Below are 23,135 nucleotides of genomic sequence, written 5' to 3'. Positions count from 1 at the left end.
AACCCGGTTATTAGCGTCTATCCATTATATAGCAGGACAAGATAGGGGTTAAAATTAACAGGGTTAGTGGAGGATAATAAAGATATGAATCGGAAGAAAATAGGGCTCATGGCTGCAGGTCTGCTTTTAGCAGTACAGACTGCCATTGTGCCTGGAGTTCAAGCAGCACCAACTGGCGAAATTGAGATTATATTGGACGGACAAACCCTGCAAAGTGATGCGTCACCATATATTGTGCAGGGAGCGAATGTCACAATGGTCCCTTTGCGAGTAATTAGTGAGGGCTTAGGCGCTCAGGTCAACTGGTCGGCGTCATCCGGTACGGTAACGATTACAGCACAGAACAAAAATATATCTATGGAAAATGGTGCACAAAGCGCTACAGTGAATGGGAAGTCGGTTCGATTAGATGCATCTGCACGCATGTCAAGTGGCAGAGTCATGGTACCACTGCGTTTTGTTGGCGAAGAGTTGGGCTTAAAAGTAGACTGGCAAGCCTCGGAACGGGTCATTACGCTAAGCAGTGGTAAAGAAGGTACCTCTACTAGTGGGAACACTTCTTCTGTGGGAAGCAGTAGCTCAACATCTAATTCGTCAGCATCTGGCAACCAGGAGACTGTAAGTACAGATCAGGGAACCACAGCCAATGATGAACAGGACGTTGTCAACACACCGTCCACCTCTACTAAGGAGGACAGTTCAAGTTCCTCCCAGGGGAATATGGCTCAGGTAAAGGCTACAACCTCTATGCGCGGAGCATGGATTTCCACTATAAATGGAGATTGGCCTTCTTCTGCTGCTCGAAGCAGCTCGGAGAAGCAAAAGCAGGAATTTACAAAAATGCTTGATGATTTGCAAGGCATGGGAATTAATGCAGTATTCGTTCAGGTTCGTGCCAGTGGTGATGCGCTCTATCCGTCTGACCTTGTGCCATGGAGCAAATATTTGACCAATACCCAAGGCAAGAATCCAGGTTATGATCCCTTGAAATTTATGATTAGTGAATCACATAAGCGGGGGATGGAATTCCATGCCTGGTTTAATCCTTTCCGTGCTAATTCTACAGGAACAACTAGCGGTTTAGCAGCTAACCATGTGGCTAATCAACACCCGGATTGGATTGTTAAGAATGGTAGCCAGTTGTACATTAACCCAGGAATCCCGGCTGCACGTCAGCATGTCATTGATGCGATTATGGAAGTCGTAAACGGATATGATATTGACGGTGTCCATTTGGACGATTATTTTTATCCTTACAGCGGGACTTTTGATGATGATGCGACTTTTAAAACATATAACGCCAACAAAATCTCTAACAAGGGTGACTGGCGGAGAGATAATGTGAATAGTTTTGTTCGCGATTTGGGCAAAAGTATTCATGCCAGCAAGTCAAAAGTTCAATTCGGGATCAGTCCTTTTGGGGTATGGCGCAACAAGTCTCAGGACTTGACGGGTTCAGACACCAAGGCAGGCGTTACAGCTTATGATACGACATTTGCGGATGTAAGAACCTGGATTAACAAAGGATGGATTGATTATGTAGCTCCACAAATTTACTGGAGTATCGGTTTCCCGGCAGCTGGATATGACAAGCTCGTCGCATGGTGGTCTAATGAGGTCAAAAATTCAGATGTTAAGCTATATATCGGTCATTCACCTTATAAAATCGGTACTCCTGAAAAAGGATGGCAATCAGCGCAAGAGCTAATTAAGCAGCTTGAACTAAACGAGAATTATAAGCAGGTTAAAGGGGATATTTATTTTAGTGCACAGCATTTGCGCAAAAATCCATACGGACTCATTCAACTTCTTCAAAATTATTATCAATTATGATATAAATTGGATCATTTAGGTTCTATATGGACCTCCGTTCTCATACATAAGCAGTAGAACTGCTTACTCCCAAGAGAACGGAGGTTTTTTGATCTATGCTGATCAATGCTGTGTTCCAGGGTGGAGGGGTTAAGGGAATTTCGCTGGCGGGTGCAGTTAAGGCTGCGGAGGAGCATGATATTGTATTCAATCGTTTGGCAGGTACATCATCAGGTGCTATTGTAGCCGCTTTATTGGCTGCGGGATATACGGCAGATGAAATGAAAGCCGTAATTGAGAAAACCCCCTTGGTCAAGTTGTTGCGGCGTTCTCCAGTATTCAACATTAAGTGGGTTGGGCCAGCAGCACGTATCTTTCTTAAAAAAGGGCTCTACTCAGGGGAGGCACTGGAGCATTGGGTGCGTGAGTTGTTACGAGCTAAGGGAGTGCGTACATTCGCGGATTTACCTCCTGGCAAGCTGCGCATTATTGCATCAGATATTACGAATGGACGCATTTTGGTGCTCCCTGAGGACATCAAACGTTTTGGTATTAATCCTTCTTCACTTGAGGTAGCCAAGGCCATTCGGATGAGCACCAGCATCCCTTATTTTTTTGATCCTGTTATGTTAAGACTTGATTCTGCACTTGCTAAGGGAAAAACCTTTTCCCAGCAATTTGTATTTGTTGTTGATGGGGCCTTGCTTAGTAACTTGCCTTTGTGGCTTTTTGATGAGCCTGTAAATGAACGTGAGGCCAAAACCATTCCAACGGTAGGTTTTCAAATGGTGGGCAAAACAGGGACGGAGACGAAGGTTTCTTATATACGGGGCCCACTGACTATGCTACAGGCTATTTTTGATACAATGCTATCGGCACATGATGAAAGGTATATTGAGCAGGAGAATCGATATCGGACCATTAAAATTCCAACTTTGGGTATCCGAACAGCACAATTCAGCATTTCACCCGAACAAAGTGATTTGTTATACGCTTCAGGTATGCAGGCAGGAGAAGCTTTTTTCCACAAATGGAGCATCACTTCTTACCAGCAGCAGTATAGTAAGTATCAATTGATGAAAGATACCATGTATGCCATGAAGTAGATACCATTTACTGGAGGTTAGAGCTGAGTTTAAAGAAAGAAAAAAGGAGCCTATTCCCGTTCATTTTCAAAACACGGGTGATGGCTCCTTTGTGCTACATTTTAAAGGAAATGATTATTAATGGTACTTTGGCTGTTCCTCTTCATTTTTACCCTTGGACCCTTCAATCACATGAAAAGGATATGTTTTGCGTTTGTTTGTAGTCTGCTGCTTACGTGCACTGGCTGTTTTGGTCATCGTGCGCACAGAAGGTTTAATTTTCGGAGTTCGGTTGCGTTGTCCTGGCTGGTATTTGTACAGCAGAAATATAACTGCAAACACAAAGACCGGGATTAGTAAACTCATAAGAAAGCCCCAGCTACCTTTCCATAGCATATCTACAATGCCATATGCGCCTAAAGCAAGGGTAAGCCAGAAAATAACGGCGTGTCTGTACATCATTCACTCATCCTTTCACAGGATCAAGGACCGGATTGTTGAGGGTCTCCTTTACAGGCACATTTTCCAACTCAGCATCCAATTCAAGCATACGCTTAAACGAGGCAATCGATACCTCCACTTGATCATCAGTCGGTTCTTTGGTGGTAAGCAATTGTAGCCACAGGCCAGGGTAACCCAGATAACGAAGCACTGGAATTTCCCGAAGTGCATTAGTCAACTTGAGGAATTCAAAAGAAAGCCCCAATACGATCGGCAGCAGTAAAAGACGTTGCCCCATGCGCTCCCACAGAGTATCGTAGGTAAACAGGGAGTAGACGAGTACCCCGATAATCACAGTGAGCATAATAAAGCTGCTGCCGCAGCGGTAATGCAGTCGGCTATATTTTTGTACGTTGGCCGGAGTGAGTTCTTCTCCCGCTTCATAAGCAGTAATTACTTTATGCTCCGCACCATGATACTGAAATAATCGCTTGATTAACGGAGTTTGGGAAATACCCCATAAATAAGCCAGCAGCAAAATCAGCTTGATCGCTCCTTCAGCGAGGTTATGCAGAATCTGATTGTGAAACAAACCGTCAAATAGAAAACTCTCCACAACAACCGGAACAAGAGTTAATACAATTTTGCCAAAGAGGAAGGACAATATACCGACCGCAGCCACGCCGATCATCATGCTTAGGCTCCAACGGGATTCCTCTTTTTTCTTTTGTTCAGCACGTTCTTCTGGATCTACTTCATCATCAGCATATGCATCAGCTGAATAGTTCAAATGCTTGGTACCCTTGGCACTGGAGTCGATGATGCTAACAATCCCCCGCAATAACGGAATTCTGCGGAATTTGGACACCCAGGATTGCTCCTTGCGTGGTACTTCCAAATATGTGATTTCGCCAGATTTGCGGCGAACTGCCGTGACATTGACACGCTTGCCGCCGAACATGACACCTTCAATGACTGCCTGACCGCCGTAGCTCACAGGCTTGGATGCTTGTGACAACCGTCTCACCTCTCTTAATACATGCTTTTTTGTATATTGTATCGAATTTGGAAGGGAATATCTAGTTAGACGAAAATGGGATGTGGAGAAGATGAAATCCTTGGAGTGGGGGGATTCATACTACAGGTGTAAAAAAGCATTTATAAGGGCAGTTTGGCCACCCTCATAAATGCTTAATATCACCAGTTATAAACGGACGGTATCATCGGATCGAACTTATTGCGTAATTGCTCCGACAACCTGATCAACCAGCCCCTTTGAGGATACAGGGCCGCCAAACGTCCATGTTGTACTATCCAACGGATAGGTGCGTTTTTCTTTGACGAAATTCAGACCGTTCCAGACAGAATTATTTTCCATAGATGAGCCGAAAACATTATCGTCCGGTTGCACAATATAGATAAAATTACTGTCCTGAACGGCTGACAGAGCTTCAATGCCTACCGTTGAAAAGCCATACGATTCAACCTTGCTCGGTTTCCAATTGTTAATCAAACCGATCTTCGCCAGTGTTCCTACAACGACTGAATTATCAGAAAACATACGCAGGCTGGCAGCATTTTGCGAAGTGAAAGCCTGTGTCAGTATATAATGAAAATTCGACTTGTCTGCAGCGGCGAGTTTTTGTTTGGCTTCGGCATAATGCTGATCCAGCTCGGCGAGCACCTGCTTGGCTTTGTCCTCTTTTCCAAGAGCGACTGCGATACTGTTAAAAATTGCTACCATTTTATCGTAATCGTAGCCGTTACCGTCGTTCAAATTATATTCGATCGTCGGTGCGATGGCTTTAAGTTGCTCGTAGATCGCTTCATTCCCATCAAAGTTGGATATGATTAGATCTGGTTTTAATGCTGCAATCGCCTCCAAATTAGGCTCGTTGCGTGTACCGACATCGACCACACTACTGTCCAGAGCAGCCTCTGGAGTTACATACACCTTATAGTTGGCGTTATCTGCATTACCAACCGGCTGAACGCCCAATGCAATCAAATCCTCCGTAAATGTCCATTCCAGCACTACGACACGCTGCGCGGGTTTGTCAAGTGTGATCTCACCACGATTATGCTTTACTGTCACAGGACCGGTCGCGGCTTCAGTCGATTTGCTGCCCGCCGTAGCGCCCTGACCTTTATTAGCTGAGTTGTCAGGTGCACCGCAACCTGTCAGTGTGAGTGTAAAAGCCAGTAACAATAAGAATCCGATGAATCCCTTTTTCATAGACTGCGTTCTCCTGTATATATGTATTATAAAATGATAATGATTATCATTTTCATAATTATATTATGAGACAGGCGCATTTTTGTCAATGAAAAGATTATAAAATCCACTCTTCAACTTCATTGTTAAACTGACCTTCATTGGAGCATACTACCTATCAAAACAAATAGACACCAATTCGGTGGAAGTACATGCTTTTCCTCAATAATAAGGAGTCCGTAGCATGAGAGAAATTTATGCATTTTGAAAGGAGATTAAAGCCATATGAGCGGAACTTACTCTATACCCAAAGTAGGTCATGATCAGGAACAGTCTCATGAATCTAGGGATCACCGTGATGATCGTAATCATAATGACAACAGCGGAAGAGGCAGACGACAGTCGGGCAAAATACATACACCGCTCATTCCCTTTGCACTTGAGCTGGGCTTTTTTGCAGGTTTGCTCTGGGGATTGATTCGCTGGCTATTTTATTCGCTGCACTTTACAGTAGTAGCGCCTGGCTTTCTGGCAGAGCCGTTTTTCAAGCACTCGTTTATGAACACCATGGCAGGGCATCTGGTAGGACTGCTGTTTTTTATTGCATTGTCCGTGGTAGCGTCATTGGTGTACACTCTGATTTTACGCAGCTTTAATGGCCCTATACCCGGCATTATATACGGTCTGATTTGGTGGGTTGTTTTATTTGTATTAACAGGCCCTAAATTAGGGATGATGAACCCTCCGAATCGGTTAACATGGAATTCCATCTACACAGAAATTTGTGTGTTTTTACTGTGGGGACTATTTATCGGATATACCGTTGCTGTCGAGTATACGGATGAAAGAATGCGCGAGCCTGAGAAAGCTGGGGACTGAAAGTAACAAAAACTTCTCAAGCGCCCATCCCCTGTGTTAAAATAGCATTTGGTTATTTGACAGAGGGGAGCGGAATGAAGATGAAGAATGACCGGGTGCTAAAGTTGCGGCAGGCGCTGGGCGAGCATAATCTGCGAGCTATGCTGATTACTAGCCCTGTCAATCGTCGATATTTGACAGGCTTCACAGGTTCGGCGGGTTATGTGCTGATTACAGAATCCCATAGCTATTTGCTGACCGACTTTCGCTATATGACGCAAGCGACCGAGCAAGCCCAAGGCTTCACGGTAGTGCAGCACGCTGCGCAGGTCATGGAAACAGTAAAAGAATTGCTGTCTTCCCATCAGATTGGCGAAACAGGCTTTGAGCAGGATGATGTAACTGTTGCGACACATAAAGCTTACAGCGAAGATTTGTCACCTATTACGCTGGTTCCAGTATCGGGCATTGTGGAAAAACTGCGGGTGTACAAGGATGCGGAAGAGCTTGAAGTGATGCAACGCGCAGCAGATTTGGCAGATGCTACATTTGCACACATTTTACCTTACATCAAACCAGGAGTCAGCGAGCGTGAGCTGGATCTGGAAATGGAATTCTTCATGCGCAAGCAAGGAGCTACTTCTTCTTCATTTGACACGATTGTGGCATCCGGAGTTCGTTCGGCATTGCCTCATGGAGTAGCCAGTGCTAAGTTAGTACAAGCAGGTGAGCTGATTACGTTTGACTTTGGTGCGTTGCTGGATGGCTACTGCTCCGATTTGACACGTACTGTAGCTACAGAAGGGGATTTGGCGCCTCAGTTGCGCGAGATCTATGATATTGTACTCAAGGCGCAGCTTCACGCACTCGAACATATTAAGCCGGGAATGACAGGCCGTGAAGCGGATGCGTTGACCCGGGATATTATTGCGAGCCATGGCTATGGAGACAATTTCGGACACAGTACAGGTCATGGTCTGGGTCTTGAAGTGCATGAATCTACACGCCTGTCGAAGGCAAGTGATGATATTCTGGAGCCGGGCATGGTTGTAACGGTCGAACCAGGTATCTATGTGCCTGGATTGGGCGGTGTACGGATCGAGGATGATATCGTTATTACAGATAGCGGCATCAAAGTATTAACGCATTCGAGCAAAGAATTTACAGTCGTTTAATAACGATAACAGTCCTGTAGGAGGGGTATTTTAGTGATTAACGTTAATGATTTTAAAACAGGTTTGACCGTCGAGGTAGACGGAGATATTTTTACAGTTCTGGATTTTCAACACGTAAAACCGGGTAAGGGCGCGGCATTCGTACGCTCCAAGTTGAAAAACCTGCGTAACGGTAATACAGTTGAACGTACATTCCGTGCGGGTGAAACCATCGGCCGGGCGCAAATCGAAAACCGTGGTGTATCTTATCTGTATGCTAGTGCAGACGATCATACTTTCATGGACAACGAAACATATGATCAATTTACATTGTCCAGCGACCAACTGAAATGGGAGCTTAACTTCCTGAAAGAAAACATGAATGTAAATATCATAAGCTACAACGGAGAAATCCTGGGTATCAACCTGCCTACCAGCGTGGAACTGAAAGTAATTGAAACAGAACCAGGTATTAAAGGTAACACAGCTACAGGTGCGACCAAAAATGCCAAACTGGAAACAGGCCTGAATGTTCAAGTTCCTCTGTTTATTAACCAGGACGACGTATTGTTAATTGATACTCGTGACGGTAAATACATGTCCCGCGCATAATTTTTACAGCTTTTGGTTCCTCTGTCCTTGTAAAGGGCAGGGGATATTTTTATATGTACGAATATTAAAAAACATTGGCTCCACACAGCACTTTCGTATTATACTGTACTAAAGTTATGCCGCAGGATGTCACGTGCAATTCATTTGGTGCCATCTCAAGGTTACATACTGTTGAGTCTGAGGGAGTGAATATCGTTGTCTTTGTATGTCATGAAATTCGGAGGCAGTTCCGTCGGTGACACGGAGCGCATGAAACGCGTAGCAAAACGCGTTGTTGAGAAACAGAGTGAAGGGCATCAATGTGTAGTGGTCGTTTCCGCAATGGGAGACACGACAGACGAATTGATTGACCAGGCCAAACTATTAAATGAGCAATTGCCTGCACGTGAGCTGGATATGTTGATGACGACAGGCGAGCAAATTTCAATCGCATTATTGTCCATGGCTATTCAGCAGCTCGGTCATGAAGCGGTATCGTTTACGGGATGGCAGGCTGGCTTCCGTACTGAATCTGACTTTGGTCGGGCACGGATTACGGATATTCAACCTCAGCGTGTGCTGGATGCACTGAGCAGCAACAAAATTGTTGTTGTAGCTGGTTTCCAGGGGATGTCTGCAGATGGAGATATAACGACGCTGGGACGTGGTGGTTCAGATACGACGGCTGTTGCGCTGGCGGCAGCAATTCAAGCGGACGCCTGTGAAATTTACACGGATGTGGATGGCATATATTCAACAGATCCACGGATCGTAAAGGTCGCCCGTAAGCTCAAGGAAATTTCTTATGATGAGATGCTGGAATTAGCCAATTTGGGTGCAGCTGTTTTACATCCCCGTGCGGTAGAGTATGCCAAACATAACCGGGTGCCGTTAATTGTTCGGTCCAGTTTTAATCATAACGAAGGAACGGTCGTAAAGGAGGATGCAGTGATGGAGCAAGGCGTTGTAGTCAGTGGAATTGCGTATGATAAAAATGTAGCAAGAATCAGTATTTTGGGCGTTGAAGATATCCCTGGTGTACTGGCAAAAGTTTTTGGAACACTGGCGGCAGCCAAAATTGATGTAGACATTATTGTGCAGAGCGGGGTTGAAGCTGGAAAAGCAGACTTCTCCTTTACAGTAGCTCTGACAGATCGTGAAGCTGCACTTAAGACGCTGGAAGGTATTCGCGGAGAGCTTCCATACCGTGAAGTAACGTCCGAGGAAAACCTGGTAAAGGTATCCATCGTAGGTGCGGGAATGGTTAGCCACCCGGGTGTTGCAGCGCAAATGTTTGCTGTACTGGCCGAGCAAGGTGTTAGCATTAAAATGGTAAGCACTTCTGAAATCAAGGTATCGTGTGTTATTGAAGCTGGAAAGCTTCATGAGGTTATTCAAGCATTGCATACCGCTTATAATCTGGATACTGAGGAGCAAGCGTTTGTGGGCGGACCTAAAGACCGCCGTTAATAACATCAAGTGATTTAGAAAATTATTATAACGGGGAAAGGTCGATATATTATACCCTATTTATAGATTGATAAATCATAGAATACATCAGTAGGTTGAGAGGTTGTTCCACCAGTGAGAGTCAGACTGTGGAACAACCTCTTTTGCTTAAATCTAGCTTTTTTTATTTAAGGGTATCCCTTAGCCGCCAAGGCTTTGAGTGAGCCCTTTTTTTATTATACAAAGCAGGGGAAGCTACTGGAGCAAGCGGGAGAAAGCTCTATTGGACGTGGATCGAAGTGAGCAAATGTTCGACTGGTATTTCAATATATTTTCGGCATAAAAAGCGAGAGTCAGCCATAGACTTGTCTTAAAGAAAAAGGACAACTGTGAGGAGGCGGCACTGGTATGGAATGGCTGGAGTTATTTCCGGAACCGTTGCACGGTATACTCGGAAGGCTTCCAGAAACGGTATTCAAGCAACTGGAAGAAATCCGGGTCCGGGAAGGAAGGCCGCTGGAGGTTAATGCGAATGGGGATCACCACTTTGTAACGACTGCTGGTCGGCTGACCTTGAACCCTGCGGAAGCCTATAAGCCTAACCGCGAGGCTGCCCACCGACTGCTGGATTTTATCAGTAATCATTCCTTATACACCATGGAAGAGGAGCTTCGCAAAGGATTTATTACGATCCCTGGTGGTCATCGTGTTGGCTTGGCAGGGAGAACCGTGCTCAACCGGGGACGAGTAGAGCATTTGAGGGATATAAGCAGCTTTAATGTACGAATTGCTCGGGCCATTCCTGGCATAGCTGATCGAATACTACCTTTTGTAGTGGATCAAAAATCCGGGACAATACGGCATACGCTCATCTTGTCACCGCCTCAGCATGGCAAGACGACGTTGCTAAGGGACTTGGCTCGCCAACTGAGTTATGGAGGGATGCAAGGCAACGGAGGGCGACGAAGTGGACTTAAGGTGGGCATTATAGATGAACGCTCTGAGATTGCTGGCAGTCATAAGGGCATCCCCGGTTTTGATGTCGGACCTCGCACCGATGTATTGGACGGATGTCCAAAAGCAGAGGGCATGATGATGATGATTCGCTCGATGTCACCGGATGTCCTGATTGTGGATGAAATCGGGCGACCAGAAGATGCAGAGGCGGTGCGTGAGGCGCTTCATGCAGGCATCGCAGTCATTGCTTCCGCACATGGTCGCGATGTAGCTGAAATGGCAAGCCGGCCTGTCTTTGCTGGATTAACTATTGGACAGGAGCTGTTCCAGCTCTACGTCATGCTGGAGCGGACGAGCCGGGGGGTCTCTTTTCGGCTGGCAGATGCCAAGCAGCGCAGGCTGACACTGCCTGGTGAAGGACAAAGCGGAGGCACCTCCTATGCTTAAGCTGCTGGGAGCTGTCTTGGTTATACTAGCCACCACGCTGGCGGGCTGGCAGCGTGCAAGACAATTTGCCATGAGACCGCGGCAAATCAGAGAGTTAATTCTCGCGCTGCAAAGGCTAACCACTGAGGTTTCCTACGGGGTGTCTCCGTTACCAGATGCTTTCGCCAAGACAGGGGAGCCCTTACGAGAGCCTCTACGCACCCTGTTTCAGCAAACCTCACGCTGGATGCACCCCTCTTTTGGCCTGACCGCCAGAGAAAGCTTGCATAAAGCGATTGAAGTCTCGTGGAGCCGTTCCTCTATGAAGCAGGCCGAGAAGGAAGCGATGCGTCAGCTTGCTTACAGCCTTGGGACCAGCGACCGTGAAGACCAGATCAAGCACATTGCGCTGACCATCCAGCAGTTATCCCATGAAGAAGCGCAGGCGCAGGCAGATCAGGTGAGATACGAGCGTATGAGCAGAAGCCTGGGACTGCTGATCGGAGCATTGATCGTCATTTTGATCTATTAGCGGGGTGCTCGAATGAATTTAGAAGTGAACGCGATTTTCCAGATTGCCGGAATTGGCATTATTATCGCTATGATTCATACCGTACTTAAGCAAATGGGCAAAGAAGACATGGCCCACTGGGTGACGGTCATCGGTTTCGTTGTCGTGCTGTTCATGGTAGTGCGAATGCTGGATAACCTTCTGCAAGAGATCAAATCTATTTTTCTTTTTCATTAGGTGAAGATATGGAAATCATTCAAGTGGTGGGCTTCGCCCTCGTTGCTACCGTCCTCATCTTAGTCATCAAGGAACAGAAGCCGATGTTTGCCTTTTTGATTGCAACAGCTGCGGGGATCGTCATTTTTTTACTGCTGATTGGCAAGATTGGATCTGTGGTTGCTGTGCTGGAGCGACTGGCTAGGTCTTCAGGTATGGACATGATTTATTTTAAAACCGTATTAAAAATAATCGGTATCGCCTATATTGCCGAATTTGGAGCACAGATCGTACGGGATGCGGGACAAGACGGTATTGCTTCCAAAATAGAGCTTACTGGCAAGGTACTCATCATGGTACTCGCAATCCCGATTATTAGCATCATTATTGATACCATTCTGAAGCTGATGCCCGCCTAAGGGGGTGATGCCATGAAAAGGCTGGGGGGCATGCCGAATCTCAAAGTGATTGTGATTTTGCTGTTATGTCTCTGGTGCGCCTCGGCAGCGACCCTCTTCGCAGATACACCTACAAACGAATGGATCAGACAACAGGCGGAGCAAATGCCCAAAGATGATGTAGAACATTATTGGGATGGACTTATGAAGCAATACGGCGGATTTTTCCCTGACCAAAAGACCCCTTCTTTCATGGACATGCTGCTTCCGGGTGGTGAGGGATTCAGTATAAAAGGTGTGTTGATGGCCATTGCTGATTTCTTCATCCATGAAATCCGGGTGAATGCCAAGCTGCTCGTTACCATTGTCATGCTCAGCATTATGAGTATGGTGCTGGAAACGCTGCAAAGCGCTTTTGAAAGCAAGCAGGTCAGCAAAGTTGCCTACGCTATCGTGTACATGGTCATTATCATTCTAGCGATTAATAGCTTTAGTGTAGCGATTGGTTATGCCAAAGAAGCAATTGACAGCATGATTCACTTCATGATGGCGATGTTGCCCTTGCTTTTTACCATGTTGGCTTCGATGGGGAATGTCGTCACCGTTTCAGTGACTCACCCGCTGATTGTATTTATGATCAACACGGTTGGAACAGTCATTCATACGCTTGTTTTCCCGCTGCTGTTCTTCTCGGCTGTGCTGTACTTGGTCAACTCGCTAACGGGCAAATACAAGCTGACCCAGTTAGCTGATTTACTGCGGAACGGTGGAGTTGCTGTGCTAGGAGTGCTTCTGACTATTTTTCTAGGAGTCATTTCAGTACAGGGATTAACATCGTCGGTTACTGACGGATTAACGATTCGCACAGCCAAATATATTACAGGTAGCTTTGTTCCGGTGGTAGGCAAGGCGCTGGCAGATGCGACGGATACGGTCATTTCGGCATCACTGCTCGTTAAAAATGCCATCGGCCTTGTGGGAGTCATCATCATTTTGTTCCTTTGCGCTTTTCCTGCCCTCAAGATTCTGACATTAGCCCTCATTTATAAAGTGACCGCAGCGATCATGCAGCCTTTGGGAGATACGCCTATTGTGGAATGTCTGGATGCCATCGGTAAAAGTATGATTTATGTTTTTGCGGCACTGGCGGCCGTGGGATTAATGTCCTTCCTTGCGATTACAGTCATGCTCGCAGCAGGCAACATGACGGTCATGATGAGGTGATATATGCACAAATTCAACGAGAGGGAGGGAGTGACGTGACCTGGCTAGGAGGCTGGCTCAAGGAACTGGTGCTAATCGTACTGCTGGCTTCCTTTGTCGATATGATCTTACCGAGCCGATCGATGGAAAGGTATGTGAAACTCGTACTCAGCCTGCTTGTTTTACTGACACTGCTCTCTCCGATCGTGCGCTTGCTGAGCAGCAGTCCCTCAGAGGTTCTGGGACGAGCATTGGATCTGCAGCGCCAGGCAGAGATAGGTGCCAGGGAACCAACATTGGAGGAAATATTGGCTAAGGGCAACAAGCTGAAGCAGCAGCAGGAACAAAACTCTATGCAATGGGCTGGCAAAGAGGTAGCTAAGGAAATGAAAGGTCAGTTGGAGCAGTACACAGGGTTAGCCATTCAATCGGTTCAGGTGTCCCTTGGGCAAATTCAGCAGAAAGAAACAGGATTAGAATCTGGAACGGGCGTTCGGTCAGTCGTGGTCAAATTGGCAGAGCAGAAGACAAAAAAAGAAAAAAATGTAGACGACCTAACAGGAACAGATATCAAGCCGGTTATGGTGGAGCCTGTAGCTGAAAAGACAGTGAATATTCGTGTGGAGCCGACGCAGTCCAAAACCTCAAATCATAATGAAGGAACGCGAGAAGATGATCGTAGTCCTGACGACACCACAGAGGATGGCAAACCTGCGGATATGAAAGCTTTTGGCTTAATAACAGGAATTTTACGCGAGAAATGGGGGATCGACAGTAAATATGTTCAGGTGATTGGTCCGCAGGATGGAACACATAAATGGTAACAGGAGGTGATCCGAAATGGGGAAATGGTCGAAAAAGCTGGAGCAATGGCTGGGTGGAGGGGGGGACGGAGCGAAAAGGTTCAATTCATTTCGTTGGCTGCTTATTCTTGGTCTTATTGGTGTAGCGATCATGCTCTTTAATTCATTCGTTAATGTGAAAAAAGTCGACCCAGAAAACGTAGGGCGAGAACCGCCTGGTGTAATGAAAAATGAGCCTTCGTTAGAAACAGCGGGAGGTGAAGATAGTTCCTTTGCCGGAATCGAGAAGGCATTTGAGGACAATATGAAACAGATGCTGGAGCAGATTGTTGGCGTGGGGACCGTCGATGTTATGGTTACGGTAGATTCTACCGAAGAAGTGATCGTTCAACGGAATGTGAAGGACATGCAGGAGGAAAATAACGAGACGGATGCCAATGGTGGACAAAGGCACACGACCCAATATACGCGCGATGGCGAGATTGTTACCTATGAATCATCGGGCGGTCAACACACCCCGATTGTTACCAAAAGAGTAAAACCACAGGTCAGGGGAGTGCTTGTTGTAGCTATGGGGGCAGAAAATCCTACCGTTAAGCAGCTTATTGTGGACGCAGTGCAGAAGGGACTGAATGTACCTTCATACAAAATTTCAGTCGTTCCGCGTAAGCAAGGATAATATTGGAATTGGGGAACAAAGAAGTTAATTTTTCAAACCACATATGAATATGGAGGACGTAACATGAATAATAAAAGACAAACTGTTTGGCTGGTGTCCATGCTGAGTTTAATGGTGGTACTGTCTGCATATTATTTGTTTACGGAGGATTCAAGTCCGGCCAATCCGCCAGTGGCAGACAGCGAGCAGGTAAGCAAGGTTAAACAGGATGCTGCCCAGGAAGCAACGTCAAAGGCAGAAGAACAAATGAACGGACTGAAAGTAAATGAAGTGGTAACCAATGGAGAAGTAACTGACGGAACAGCAGGGACTTCCACAAAGGACACGGCTTCTACAACTGATCCAGCAACGGAATCATCAAAAGGCGGTAAAGACACAGCCGCCGCTCCTGCTGCTGAATCGACTGCATCCGGTCAAAACACAACTGCAGCTAAGACAGACACAACAGCCAAAAGTGATGATAAAGCAGCCTCTGGTAGCAAAACTGACAAACAGGTACTTGACCAAGTGGCAAGCGAACAAGCAGCCCAACCAACAGCGGCAGCTGTGATTGACAACTATTTGCTGGAGCGGGATGTGGAAAACCAAAAGAAAAATGACGAGCTGACTACCGCAATGAATGATAGTACACCTCAGAAAGCCGCAGAGGCGCAAAAGGAATTGCATGTACTTGAAGATAAACAGGCTAAAATTACTGGTATCGAGGAAGAGTTACAGCAGCAATTTGCCAATGCGGTTGTCCGCGAGGAAGATGCTGATAAATACAAAGTAGTAGTTTTGAGTGAAAAATTGGATGCGAAGCAAGCGGTAACGATTGTCGATAAAGTCATGAAGGAATTGAACGTAACGCAGGACAAGATCAGTGTCCAGTATGTTACACAATAAGACAAAAAACGCGAAAAAGCCCGGATTTCTGCATAATCCCGGGCTCTTTCTATTTTTAATGATTGTGATATAATACATAAAGCTGTTTCAAAAATGTTATCAGCAACCGGCAAAATGCTGAAGGAGTGATTAATAGAGATGTTTAAATTAAGCGAGATTAAGGAATTGATCAAGCTGGTGGATGAAACGTCTGTGCATGAGCTTGAAATTGAAAATGAAGGAACTCGCCTGATGATCCGTAAACCGGGCAAAAGCGAGATCGTTACGGTACAGGCTCCTGTAACAGCACCTGCTTATACAGTGGCGCCACAAGCTGCAATTCCGAATCCACAAGTACAGTCCGATGTTGGACATGCAAATGCTGGGGAGCCGAAGGAATATGCAAGCAATCTACATAAAATCGTATCTCCGATGGTAGGCACTTTCTATAGTTCTTCATCCCCGGATACGGCTCCGTATGTGAGTATTGGCAGTAAAGTAGGCGAAAAAACAACGGTATGTATCATTGAAGCGATGAAGTTGATGAACGAGTTGGAAGCTGAAGTGAAGGGCGAAATTGTGGAAATTTTGGCCGAAAACGGACAGTTGGTGGAGTATGGTCAGCCATTGTTCCTTGTGAAACCGGAGTAAGAAGCTTGGTTGTCCCTTTTTCTGAGGGTTCGACAAGACTGCTCCCAGGGAGGATAAAGTCATGACATTTCAAAAAGTATTGATCGCGAACCGTGGAGAAATTGCAGTTCGTATCATTCGCGCTTGCCGCGAAATGAATATCTCGACAGTTGCCGTTTATTCGGAAGCTGACAAGGATTCGCTACATGTGCGTCTCGCAGATGAGGCTTACTGTATCGGACCAACGTTGTCTAAGGACAGCTACCTTAATTTTACGAACCTGATGAGTGTTGCTACATTAACTGAATGTGATGCCATTCATCCGGGTTACGGATTTTTAGCGGAAAATGCAGACTTCGCAGAAATTTGCGAATCGTGCAATATAACCTTCATTGGACCTTCTCCTGAAGCAATTAACAAAATGGGGGATAAGGCTGTCGCCAAGCAGACCATGAAGGATGCCGGGGTCCCGGTAATTCCTGGTTCAGACGGACTGGTTGAGGATGTGCAGGATGCGATCAGCATTGCACGTGATATCGGGTATCCGGTTATTATCAAGGCTACAGCAGGTGGTGGTGGTAAGGGGATTCGTATCGCTGAAGACGAGGATAACCTTATCCAGCAAATCACTACCGCTCAGCAGGAAGCACAAAAGGCATTTGGTAATGCGGGTGTGTACCTGGAAAAATATTTGACCGGTATGAAGCACGTGGAAATACAGATCATAGCGGACAAGCATGGTAATGTTGCCTATTTGGGCGAACGGGACTGCTCTATACAGCGTCGTCGTCAGAAGTTGTTGGAGGAAGCACCATGTCCAGTACTATCGCAGGATGTCCGTGAAGAAATGGGGCAGGCAGCTGTTCGTGCAGCTTTGGCCGTACAATACTCTGGTGCAGGCACGCTCGAATTTTTGCTTGGCCCAGACAATAAGTTCTACTTCATGGAAATGAACACACGGATTCAGGTAGAACATCCAGTAACAGAAATGATTACCGGTGTCGATCTGATCAAAGAAATGATTTCAGTAGCTGAAGGACATCCGCTTTCCTTTACGCAGGAAGAAGTCACTATCAATGGCTGGGCGATAGAATGTCGCATTAACGCTGAGGACCCAGATCGTAATTTTATGCCTGCACCGGGTAAGATCGGATTTTATCTGCCTCCAGGCGGTCCTGGGGTACGTGTAGACAGTGCTGCTTATCCAGGTTATAGCATTCCGCCTTACTATGATTCTATGATCGCCAAGCTGATTGTGTGGGCGCCTACACGGCAGGAGGCAATTGCTAAAATGAAGCGAGCTTTGACGGAGTTTGCGATTGAGGGCATCCCCACAACGATTTCTTTTCACCAGCGCTTGCTAGAGCATCCGACCTTTATTGAAGGCGATTTTGATATTAAATTTTTGGAGGAAAACGAAGTTTAAGCGGTATATTTCCTCAGTTTGTCATAATGAACGCCAAATGATATAGTATGGATAATAAGTGAGCATGTCTGCTTTGATAACCAAAGCTGGATGAAACTTATTTTGACCGAAAGGTGTTGAAGGTATGAGCACAGTGCCAACCGAATTCGAACGTACAGAAATTGGGGAGATTCAAATTGCCCCGGAAGTTATTGAAGTCATTGCCGGACTGGCTACCGTCGAGGTGCCGGGCGTAGCGGGAATGAGTGGCGGATTTGCTGGCGGATTTGCCGAATTGCTAGGCCGCAAAAATTTATCCAAAGGTGTAAAAGTGGAAGTCGGACAGCGTGAAGCTGCCGTAGATGTCTCCGTTATTATTGAGTATGGTAACCGTCTGCCTGAGGTGGCTGCTGCTATTCAGCATAATGTTAAGCGTTCCATTGAAAATATGACAGGTCTTAACGTGGTTGAAGTGAACGTGCAAATTCATGATGTTCAATTCAAAAATGCTGAAAAAGTAGAAGAGCCGGAAGTGCTGGGCGCCGGACGGGTTAAATAGAGCGATACTTTTGTACAAACCCCCGATCCTTATGGGTCGAGGGTTTACTCTAATTTAAGGAGGCTGTGCGTTTCGTGGCTAAAGTGGTGGACAGACTTCTGCTGTTCTTGTACAGCTTAAGTATCGGAATTATCTCCATTCTCGCCATCCTCCTCCTAAGCGGGGCCATTCCGTATGTTTTAAGTATTGAGGATGAGCGAGTGGTATGGTTTACCAGCTTGATTATCGCAGGAGTTCTGTTGTTATTGAGTCTTCGTTTTTTTTATATCTCTATTCGACGGAACCAAACCGTACAGCATTCTATTGATCAACGAACCGAATATGGTGATATTCAGATTTCGGTGGATACTATCGAAAACCTGTGCCTCAAAGCGGCTTCCCGATTTCGCGGGATGCAGGATCTGAAAGCACGCGTTCGTGTGTTGGAATCGGGACTAGATATTACGATTCGGGCGATTGTTGACGGGGAAAGCTCCATTCCGGTGTTAACCTCCGAGGTACAAAAGGGGGTACACGACCACGTGGAAGAAATTACAGGAATTCCAGTGTCCAATGTGTCGGTGTACATCGCTAATGTTTCTCAGTCACCAAGCTTTAAGAGTCGTGTGGAATAGAGGTGATTTTCCCTGATGCCCTGGAAAGAAATATGGGGAAGTTACAAGGGCCGGATCATGGGGATCACGGCTGGTATTTTTTTCGGTTTTATTTATTTGTGGGCAGGCTTTTGGAATATGTTGTTCTTTGCATTGATGGTGTTCATCGGATATACGCTAGGAAGACGGAGCGATTCAGCGCTTGGTTCATTCTTTCCTTGGAAAGAATGGGGCGAATGGTTGTCGCAACGTTGGCGTCCTTTTAAATGAACCCTGTGATACGTGTTCTCCAAAATAGAGCTGTAGCTTATTTGCGCCCAACGGTTTTGGAGGATGCGTTCACAGGTTTTTTTGTGGAAATTGGTTAAAATGAAAATAGATATAGGCAAGCGTAGGAGGCAGGGCATGAAAAGACGTCTGGCGAGGGAATTAGCGGTACAGAGCATGTACCATATGGAAATGAATGAAGTAGATGCAGCGGCAGCTGTAGATATGCTGCTTCAGGAGGCGGCTGAGGAAAACGAAGCCGAGGTCGTGATTAAAAACGCAGCAGTGTTAAGAGCGTATGTTTTGGAGCATGTGCGTGGTACATGGGAGCACAAGGAAGCTATTGACGGGCTGTTGGCGGATTACCTGAAAGGCTGGCAGATTAGCCGACTTTCCCGTGTGGATCGTCAAATTTTGAGACTTGCGGTATATGAAATGATTTTCCGCGAAGATGTTCCAGCCAAGGTAGCAGTCAATGAAGCCATTGAATTGTCGAAGCATTTTGGCACCGATGAATCGGGTAAATTTGTTAATGGTGTGCTGGGACGAGTTATACAAGAGCTGGAGCAATTGAAAGCACGTTTTTAATTAGAGACTACTGAATCAGGTTGGGGAGTGGATAAACATGTCAGCACCGATCATTGATGGTAAACAAATCTCTCAGGATATTCGGACAAGCATTCAGCAAGAGGTCATTCGTTTGAAAGAACACCGCTTTCAACCGGGACTGGCTGTTGTACTGGTAGGCGAAGACCCTGCTTCTCAGGTGTATGTTAAAAATAAGGAAAAGGCGTGTCATGACCTCGGCTATTACTCTGAGGTTCACCGCCTGGCGGCAGATACTTCGCAAGAAGCACTACTGAAACTGGTGGATAAGCTGAATCATCAAAGTAATATCCACGGAATTTTGGTACAACTGCCGTTGCCAAAGCATATTCATGAAAAAGCTGTCATTGACGCGATTGCAGTGGAGAAAGATGTTGACGGATTTCATCCCGTAAATGTAGGGAATCTGGTCATCGGTGATGATAGCTTGTTGCCTTGTACTCCCGCTGGAGTCATTGAGTTAATCAAACACGCTGGAGTAGAAATAGCCGGTAAACATGCAGTTGTTATTGGTCGCAGTAATATCGTGGGCAAGCCAGTGTCTTTATTGCTGCAGCGTGAAAATGCTACGGTTACGATGTGCCACTCTCGGACAGCAAATATAGCCGAGCTCAGCAAGCAAGCGGATATTTTGGTCGTTGCCATTGGTAAAGCCAACTTTATTGATGCTTCGTTTGTCAAGCCAGGTGCAGTGGTTATCGATGTGGGAATGAATCGTCTGGAAAACGGAAAGCTGGCGGGTGACGTTGATTTTGAGAGCGTAAAGCAAGTGTCCGGTCCGATTACGCCTGTTCCCGGCGGAGTAGGTCCCATGACGATTACAATGCTGATGCAAAATACGCTCGTAGCGGCCAAGCGCTCGCACGGTTTGGCATAAAGGCAGTTGCCTGTGGCTGAACAACAACGTATTTACTCTATAAAGGACCTGAATCGTTATATCCGGATGAAGCTGGAATCCGATCAGGTGCTGTCTGATGTATGGATACGCGGGGAAATTTCAAACTTTACGCATCATTCGAGTGGTCACATGTACTTTACGCTCAAGGATGAGGGGAGCCGGATACGTTCGATTATGTTTGCGACCCATAATAGACGGCTCCCGTTCGTACCGAAGGAAGGTACGCGTGTTATTGCCCGGGGAAACGTATCCGTATACGAACGGGATGGACAATATCAATTTTATGCAACTCAAATGCAGCCTGACGGGATAGGCAGCCTTTATCTGGCTTATGAACAGCTCAAACAAAAGCTTGATGCAGAAGGGCTGTTTGATCCCTCTCGCAAACGGGATCTGCCAGCTCACCCGGCAACCATTGGCGTAATTACGTCACCGACCGGAGCGGCTGTGCGTGATATTATCACCACACTTCAACGGCGATACCCGCAGGCTGGAATCGTGTTGTATCCAGTTCTTGTGCAAGGAAAAGGTGCCGCCCCCTCGATTGTTAAGGCCATTGAAGCCATGAATCGGATGCAAGAGGTTCAGGTGATGATCGTTGGACGGGGCGGTGGCTCTTTAGAAGAATTGTGGGCGTTTAATGAGGAAGCGGTTGCGCGTGCCATTTACGCATCGGTCATTCCTGTCATTTCGGCTGTTGGACACGAAACGGATTTTACCATTGCTGATTTTGTGGCCGACCTGCGCGCAGCGACGCCAACCGCAGCGGCTGAGCTGGCCGTCCCTCATCAGGGAGAGCTTCGGGATCAGCTGCTCCAGCGAGAGCAACGGTTACGGAATGCTCTCCGGCAGCGACTGGAAGCCAGCCGTGAACGCTTGCTGCGGCTTCAGCGTTCGCCAGTGCTGCTGCATCCGCGCCGCTATATGCTCCAGCATGCAGAGCGGATGGACATGTTGTATCAGCGTCTGATCCGTGCAGCAACTAACCGTTCACGCTTAAATGCAGAGAAAAACGCCCGTATGCGTCAGGTACTAGAGCGGTTTAATCCGCGTGAACAAATTCGTTCAGCGCGTAAGCAGACCGATATGGCGCAACGTCAGCTGGAGTCTGCGATGCGTGCGATCACAAAAACGGGACGACAGCAGCTGCACACTGGAATTCGTCAATTGGATGCACTGAGTCCGCTCAAAGTCATGGCCCGAGGCTACAGCTTGGTGTACGATGAGCAGGAGAAACGGCTAATCAAGTCGCTCAAAGATGTGCAACCGGGAGATTCCATCAAGATAAAAGTGAGTGACGGGCAGTTAGACTGCCAAGTATGGGGAATGAAGGAGGACGCGAAGCACGGTGGCGAATGAATCGGAATTGAATTTTGAAGCGGCCATGGCCGCTCTTGAAGAAATTGTCGGACAACTAGAGCATGGAGACGTTCCTCTGGAACAAGCCATTGATTTGTTCCAGCGGGGGATGAAGCTGTCTCAGCTTTGCAGTCAGAAGCTGGAGCAAGTCGAACGTAAAATTGAAATGATTGTGGAAGAGGATGGGGATTTGCGCAAGAAGCCTTTTGGCGGTGGATTGGATGAAAACGGCGGTGAAGTGCTTGAATAGACCGTCGTTCAAGGAATATCTGACTGTGACGGCGGATGCAGTTTCGTCTGCATTGACCGAGCAGTTTCCGGCGCATTGGAATATTCCCGCTATTCTTCGGGAATCTATGGATTACTCACTCACCGCAGGCGGGAAACGGCTGCGGCCTCTGCTTGTGATCGCTGCTGCAGAAGCATTTGGTGGAAGCAGGGAAGCGGCGATGCCAGTAGCATGTGCAGTAGAGATGGTACATACGTATTCCCTCATTCACGACGACTTGCCGGCGATGGATGATGATGATTATCGGCGAGGAAAGATGACAAATCATAAGGTATACGGCGAGGCGGTTGCTGTTCTTGCGGGCGATGCTTTGCTGACCCATGCGTTTTACAGCATCGTGCAGGCGGGACGTCGTCACGGTGTTTCTTCCGATGCATTATTATCCATAGTTGAGGATTTATCCGAAATGAGCGGTGCCAGAGGCATGGTAGGTGGACAGGTGGCAGATATGTCAGGCGAGCAGGGAATAACAGGGATCGAGGAATTGGAATATATCCACCTTCATAAAACGGCTGATTTGATCATTTTCTCACTTTTGGCAGGTGGTCGGATTGGTGGAGCAGACAAGAGTCAGCTAGAGGCCCTTCGCTGCTTCGGACAAGATTTGGGACTGGCCTTTCAGATTCAGGACGATATATTGGATCTCGTAGGCGATGAAAGCAAAATGGGAAAAAAAACGCAGAGCGATGTTGAACAGGAGAAGGTTACCTATCCGTATTTCATCGGTATGGACGCATCTTTGCGACAAGTGGAAGAACTCACAGCCTCTGCCAAAAAAGTGATTGCAGAAAGTGGTATTCCCGATTCTTCGCGATTGCTTGAGATAGCTGATTACCTGATGAAGCGTGATCATTAGGAGAGTTGGAA

At 46.6% G+C, this 23,135-nt stretch carries 27 protein-coding genes; 24 read left to right on the top strand and 3 right to left on the bottom strand.

Features of this window, described 5'->3' with window-relative positions:
* The first annotated feature begins 84 nt into the window (after positions 1–84).
* Positions 85–1,833, top strand: a complete 1,749-nt coding sequence (locus FKV70_RS06405) for a family 10 glycosylhydrolase (RefSeq protein WP_142612151.1) — start codon at positions 85–87, stop codon at positions 1,831–1,833.
* A gap of 95 nt (positions 1,834–1,928) precedes the next feature.
* On the top strand, positions 1,929–2,918 hold the full coding sequence (locus FKV70_RS06400; RefSeq protein WP_063213582.1) for a patatin-like phospholipase family protein: 990 nt from the start codon (positions 1,929–1,931) through the stop codon (positions 2,916–2,918).
* 117 nt (positions 2,919–3,035) lie between these two features.
* On the opposite strand, the gene FKV70_RS06395 is transcribed toward FKV70_RS06400, so the two are convergent.
* The 3 genes from FKV70_RS06395 to FKV70_RS06385 all read right to left on the bottom strand — a co-directional run bounded on the left by FKV70_RS06395 (position 3,036) and on the right by FKV70_RS06385 (position 5,574).
* Positions 3,036–3,356 carry a hypothetical protein gene (locus tag FKV70_RS06395; RefSeq protein WP_064796340.1) on the bottom strand — a complete coding sequence of 107 codons (321 nt, stop codon included), beginning with the start codon at positions 3,354–3,356 and terminating at the stop codon, positions 3,036–3,038.
* 7 nt (positions 3,357–3,363) lie between these two features.
* On the bottom strand, positions 3,364–4,356 hold the full coding sequence (locus FKV70_RS06390) for a DUF1385 domain-containing protein (RefSeq protein WP_142612150.1): 993 nt from the start codon (positions 4,354–4,356) through the stop codon (positions 3,364–3,366).
* A gap of 216 nt (positions 4,357–4,572) precedes the next feature.
* Positions 4,573–5,574 (bottom strand): ABC transporter substrate-binding protein, encoded by a 1,002-nt coding sequence (locus FKV70_RS06385; RefSeq protein ID WP_142612149.1) that lies wholly within the window; start codon positions 5,572–5,574, stop codon positions 4,573–4,575.
* A gap of 264 nt (positions 5,575–5,838) precedes the next feature.
* Here FKV70_RS06385 and FKV70_RS06380 point away from each other — a divergent pair, with 264 nt between their 5' ends.
* The 22 genes from FKV70_RS06380 (at position 5,839) to FKV70_RS06275 (ending at position 23,124) form a co-directional block, all read left to right on the top strand.
* Positions 5,839–6,432 (top strand): YqhR family membrane protein, encoded by a 594-nt coding sequence (locus tag FKV70_RS06380; RefSeq protein ID WP_142612148.1) that lies wholly within the window; start codon positions 5,839–5,841, stop codon positions 6,430–6,432.
* Between the two features lie 80 nt (positions 6,433–6,512).
* Positions 6,513–7,586, top strand: coding sequence for a M24 family metallopeptidase (locus FKV70_RS06375; protein WP_142612276.1), 1,074 nt, complete (start codon positions 6,513–6,515; stop codon positions 7,584–7,586).
* Between the two features lie 33 nt (positions 7,587–7,619).
* Positions 7,620–8,177, top strand: coding sequence for an elongation factor P (gene efp / locus FKV70_RS06370; protein ID WP_013371789.1), 558 nt, complete (start codon positions 7,620–7,622; stop codon positions 8,175–8,177).
* Between the two features lie 195 nt (positions 8,178–8,372).
* The gene (locus FKV70_RS06365; protein ID WP_142612147.1) at positions 8,373–9,626 is read left to right on the top strand and encodes an aspartate kinase; all 1,254 of its coding nucleotides are present in this window, start codon (positions 8,373–8,375) and stop codon (positions 9,624–9,626) included.
* Positions 9,627–10,013: 387 nt separating this feature from the next.
* Positions 10,014–11,009 carry a stage III sporulation protein AA gene (gene spoIIIAA, locus FKV70_RS06360; protein WP_142612146.1) on the top strand — a complete coding sequence of 332 codons (996 nt, stop codon included), beginning with the start codon at positions 10,014–10,016 and terminating at the stop codon, positions 11,007–11,009.
* Entirely contained in the window at positions 11,002–11,520 is a 519-nt protein-coding gene (gene spoIIIAB / locus FKV70_RS06355) for a stage III sporulation protein SpoIIIAB (protein WP_063213575.1), read from the top strand. Before spoIIIAA ends, spoIIIAB begins: the two co-directional genes overlap by 8 nt.
* A gap of 12 nt (positions 11,521–11,532) precedes the next feature.
* Complete coding sequence (spoIIIAC, locus tag FKV70_RS06350; protein WP_047911045.1) at positions 11,533–11,736, top strand: stage III sporulation protein AC; 204 nt, start codon at positions 11,533–11,535, stop codon at positions 11,734–11,736.
* Between the two features lie 8 nt (positions 11,737–11,744).
* Positions 11,745–12,134 carry a stage III sporulation protein AD gene (gene spoIIIAD / locus FKV70_RS06345; RefSeq protein WP_013371785.1) on the top strand — a complete coding sequence of 130 codons (390 nt, stop codon included), beginning with the start codon at positions 11,745–11,747 and terminating at the stop codon, positions 12,132–12,134.
* Between the two features lie 12 nt (positions 12,135–12,146).
* Positions 12,147–13,337, top strand: coding sequence for a stage III sporulation protein AE (gene spoIIIAE / locus FKV70_RS06340; protein ID WP_064796346.1), 1,191 nt, complete (start codon positions 12,147–12,149; stop codon positions 13,335–13,337).
* Positions 13,338–13,372: 35 nt separating this feature from the next.
* Positions 13,373–14,140: a stage III sporulation protein AF gene (locus tag FKV70_RS06335; protein WP_142612145.1), complete on the top strand. Its 768-nt coding sequence runs from the start codon at positions 13,373–13,375 to the stop codon at positions 14,138–14,140.
* 16 nt (positions 14,141–14,156) lie between these two features.
* Positions 14,157–14,798 (top strand): stage III sporulation protein AG, encoded by a 642-nt coding sequence (gene spoIIIAG, locus FKV70_RS06330; protein ID WP_064796348.1) that lies wholly within the window; start codon positions 14,157–14,159, stop codon positions 14,796–14,798.
* A 63-nt stretch (positions 14,799–14,861) separates the two neighbouring features.
* Positions 14,862–15,683: a SpoIIIAH-like family protein gene (locus FKV70_RS06325; RefSeq protein WP_142612144.1), complete on the top strand. Its 822-nt coding sequence runs from the start codon at positions 14,862–14,864 to the stop codon at positions 15,681–15,683.
* A 138-nt stretch (positions 15,684–15,821) separates the two neighbouring features.
* Complete coding sequence (accB, locus tag FKV70_RS06320; RefSeq protein ID WP_063213570.1) at positions 15,822–16,313, top strand: acetyl-CoA carboxylase biotin carboxyl carrier protein; 492 nt, start codon at positions 15,822–15,824, stop codon at positions 16,311–16,313.
* A gap of 61 nt (positions 16,314–16,374) precedes the next feature.
* Complete coding sequence (accC, locus tag FKV70_RS06315; RefSeq protein ID WP_142612143.1) at positions 16,375–17,718, top strand: acetyl-CoA carboxylase biotin carboxylase subunit; 1,344 nt, start codon at positions 16,375–16,377, stop codon at positions 17,716–17,718.
* Positions 17,719–17,842: 124 nt separating this feature from the next.
* Positions 17,843–18,256 carry an Asp23/Gls24 family envelope stress response protein gene (locus FKV70_RS06310; RefSeq protein ID WP_013310820.1) on the top strand — a complete coding sequence of 138 codons (414 nt, stop codon included), beginning with the start codon at positions 17,843–17,845 and terminating at the stop codon, positions 18,254–18,256.
* A gap of 74 nt (positions 18,257–18,330) precedes the next feature.
* Complete coding sequence (amaP, locus tag FKV70_RS06305) at positions 18,331–18,870, top strand: alkaline shock response membrane anchor protein AmaP (RefSeq protein WP_063213568.1); 540 nt, start codon at positions 18,331–18,333, stop codon at positions 18,868–18,870.
* 15 nt (positions 18,871–18,885) lie between these two features.
* On the top strand, positions 18,886–19,119 hold the full coding sequence (locus FKV70_RS06300) for a DUF2273 domain-containing protein (protein WP_063213567.1): 234 nt from the start codon (positions 18,886–18,888) through the stop codon (positions 19,117–19,119).
* A 135-nt stretch (positions 19,120–19,254) separates the two neighbouring features.
* A complete protein-coding gene (gene nusB, locus FKV70_RS06295; protein ID WP_063213566.1) occupies positions 19,255–19,704 on the top strand; it encodes a transcription antitermination factor NusB in 450 nt (149 codons plus the stop codon).
* Between the two features lie 37 nt (positions 19,705–19,741).
* Positions 19,742–20,599, top strand: a complete 858-nt coding sequence (gene folD / locus FKV70_RS06290; RefSeq protein ID WP_142612142.1) for a bifunctional methylenetetrahydrofolate dehydrogenase/methenyltetrahydrofolate cyclohydrolase FolD — start codon at positions 19,742–19,744, stop codon at positions 20,597–20,599.
* 66 nt (positions 20,600–20,665) lie between these two features.
* A complete protein-coding gene (gene xseA, locus FKV70_RS06285) occupies positions 20,666–21,979 on the top strand; it encodes an exodeoxyribonuclease VII large subunit (protein WP_244310683.1) in 1,314 nt (437 codons plus the stop codon).
* Positions 21,969–22,229: an exodeoxyribonuclease VII small subunit gene (xseB, locus tag FKV70_RS06280; protein WP_063213564.1), complete on the top strand. Its 261-nt coding sequence runs from the start codon at positions 21,969–21,971 to the stop codon at positions 22,227–22,229. Before xseA ends, xseB begins: the two co-directional genes overlap by 11 nt.
* Positions 22,201–23,124, top strand: coding sequence for a polyprenyl synthetase family protein (locus FKV70_RS06275; RefSeq protein ID WP_142612140.1), 924 nt, complete (start codon positions 22,201–22,203; stop codon positions 23,122–23,124). The genes xseB and FKV70_RS06275 overlap by 29 nt, the downstream gene beginning before the upstream one ends.
* The last annotated feature ends 11 nt before the right edge of the window (positions 23,125–23,135 follow it).

It is taken from the genome of Paenibacillus ottowii (genome assembly GCF_006874425.1).
In the GTDB taxonomy this organism is placed as follows: domain Bacteria; phylum Bacillota; class Bacilli; order Paenibacillales; family Paenibacillaceae; genus Paenibacillus; species Paenibacillus ottowii.
The sequence above is the reverse complement of the archived record's forward strand: the minus strand, read 5'-3'. Positions and strand labels throughout refer to the sequence as shown.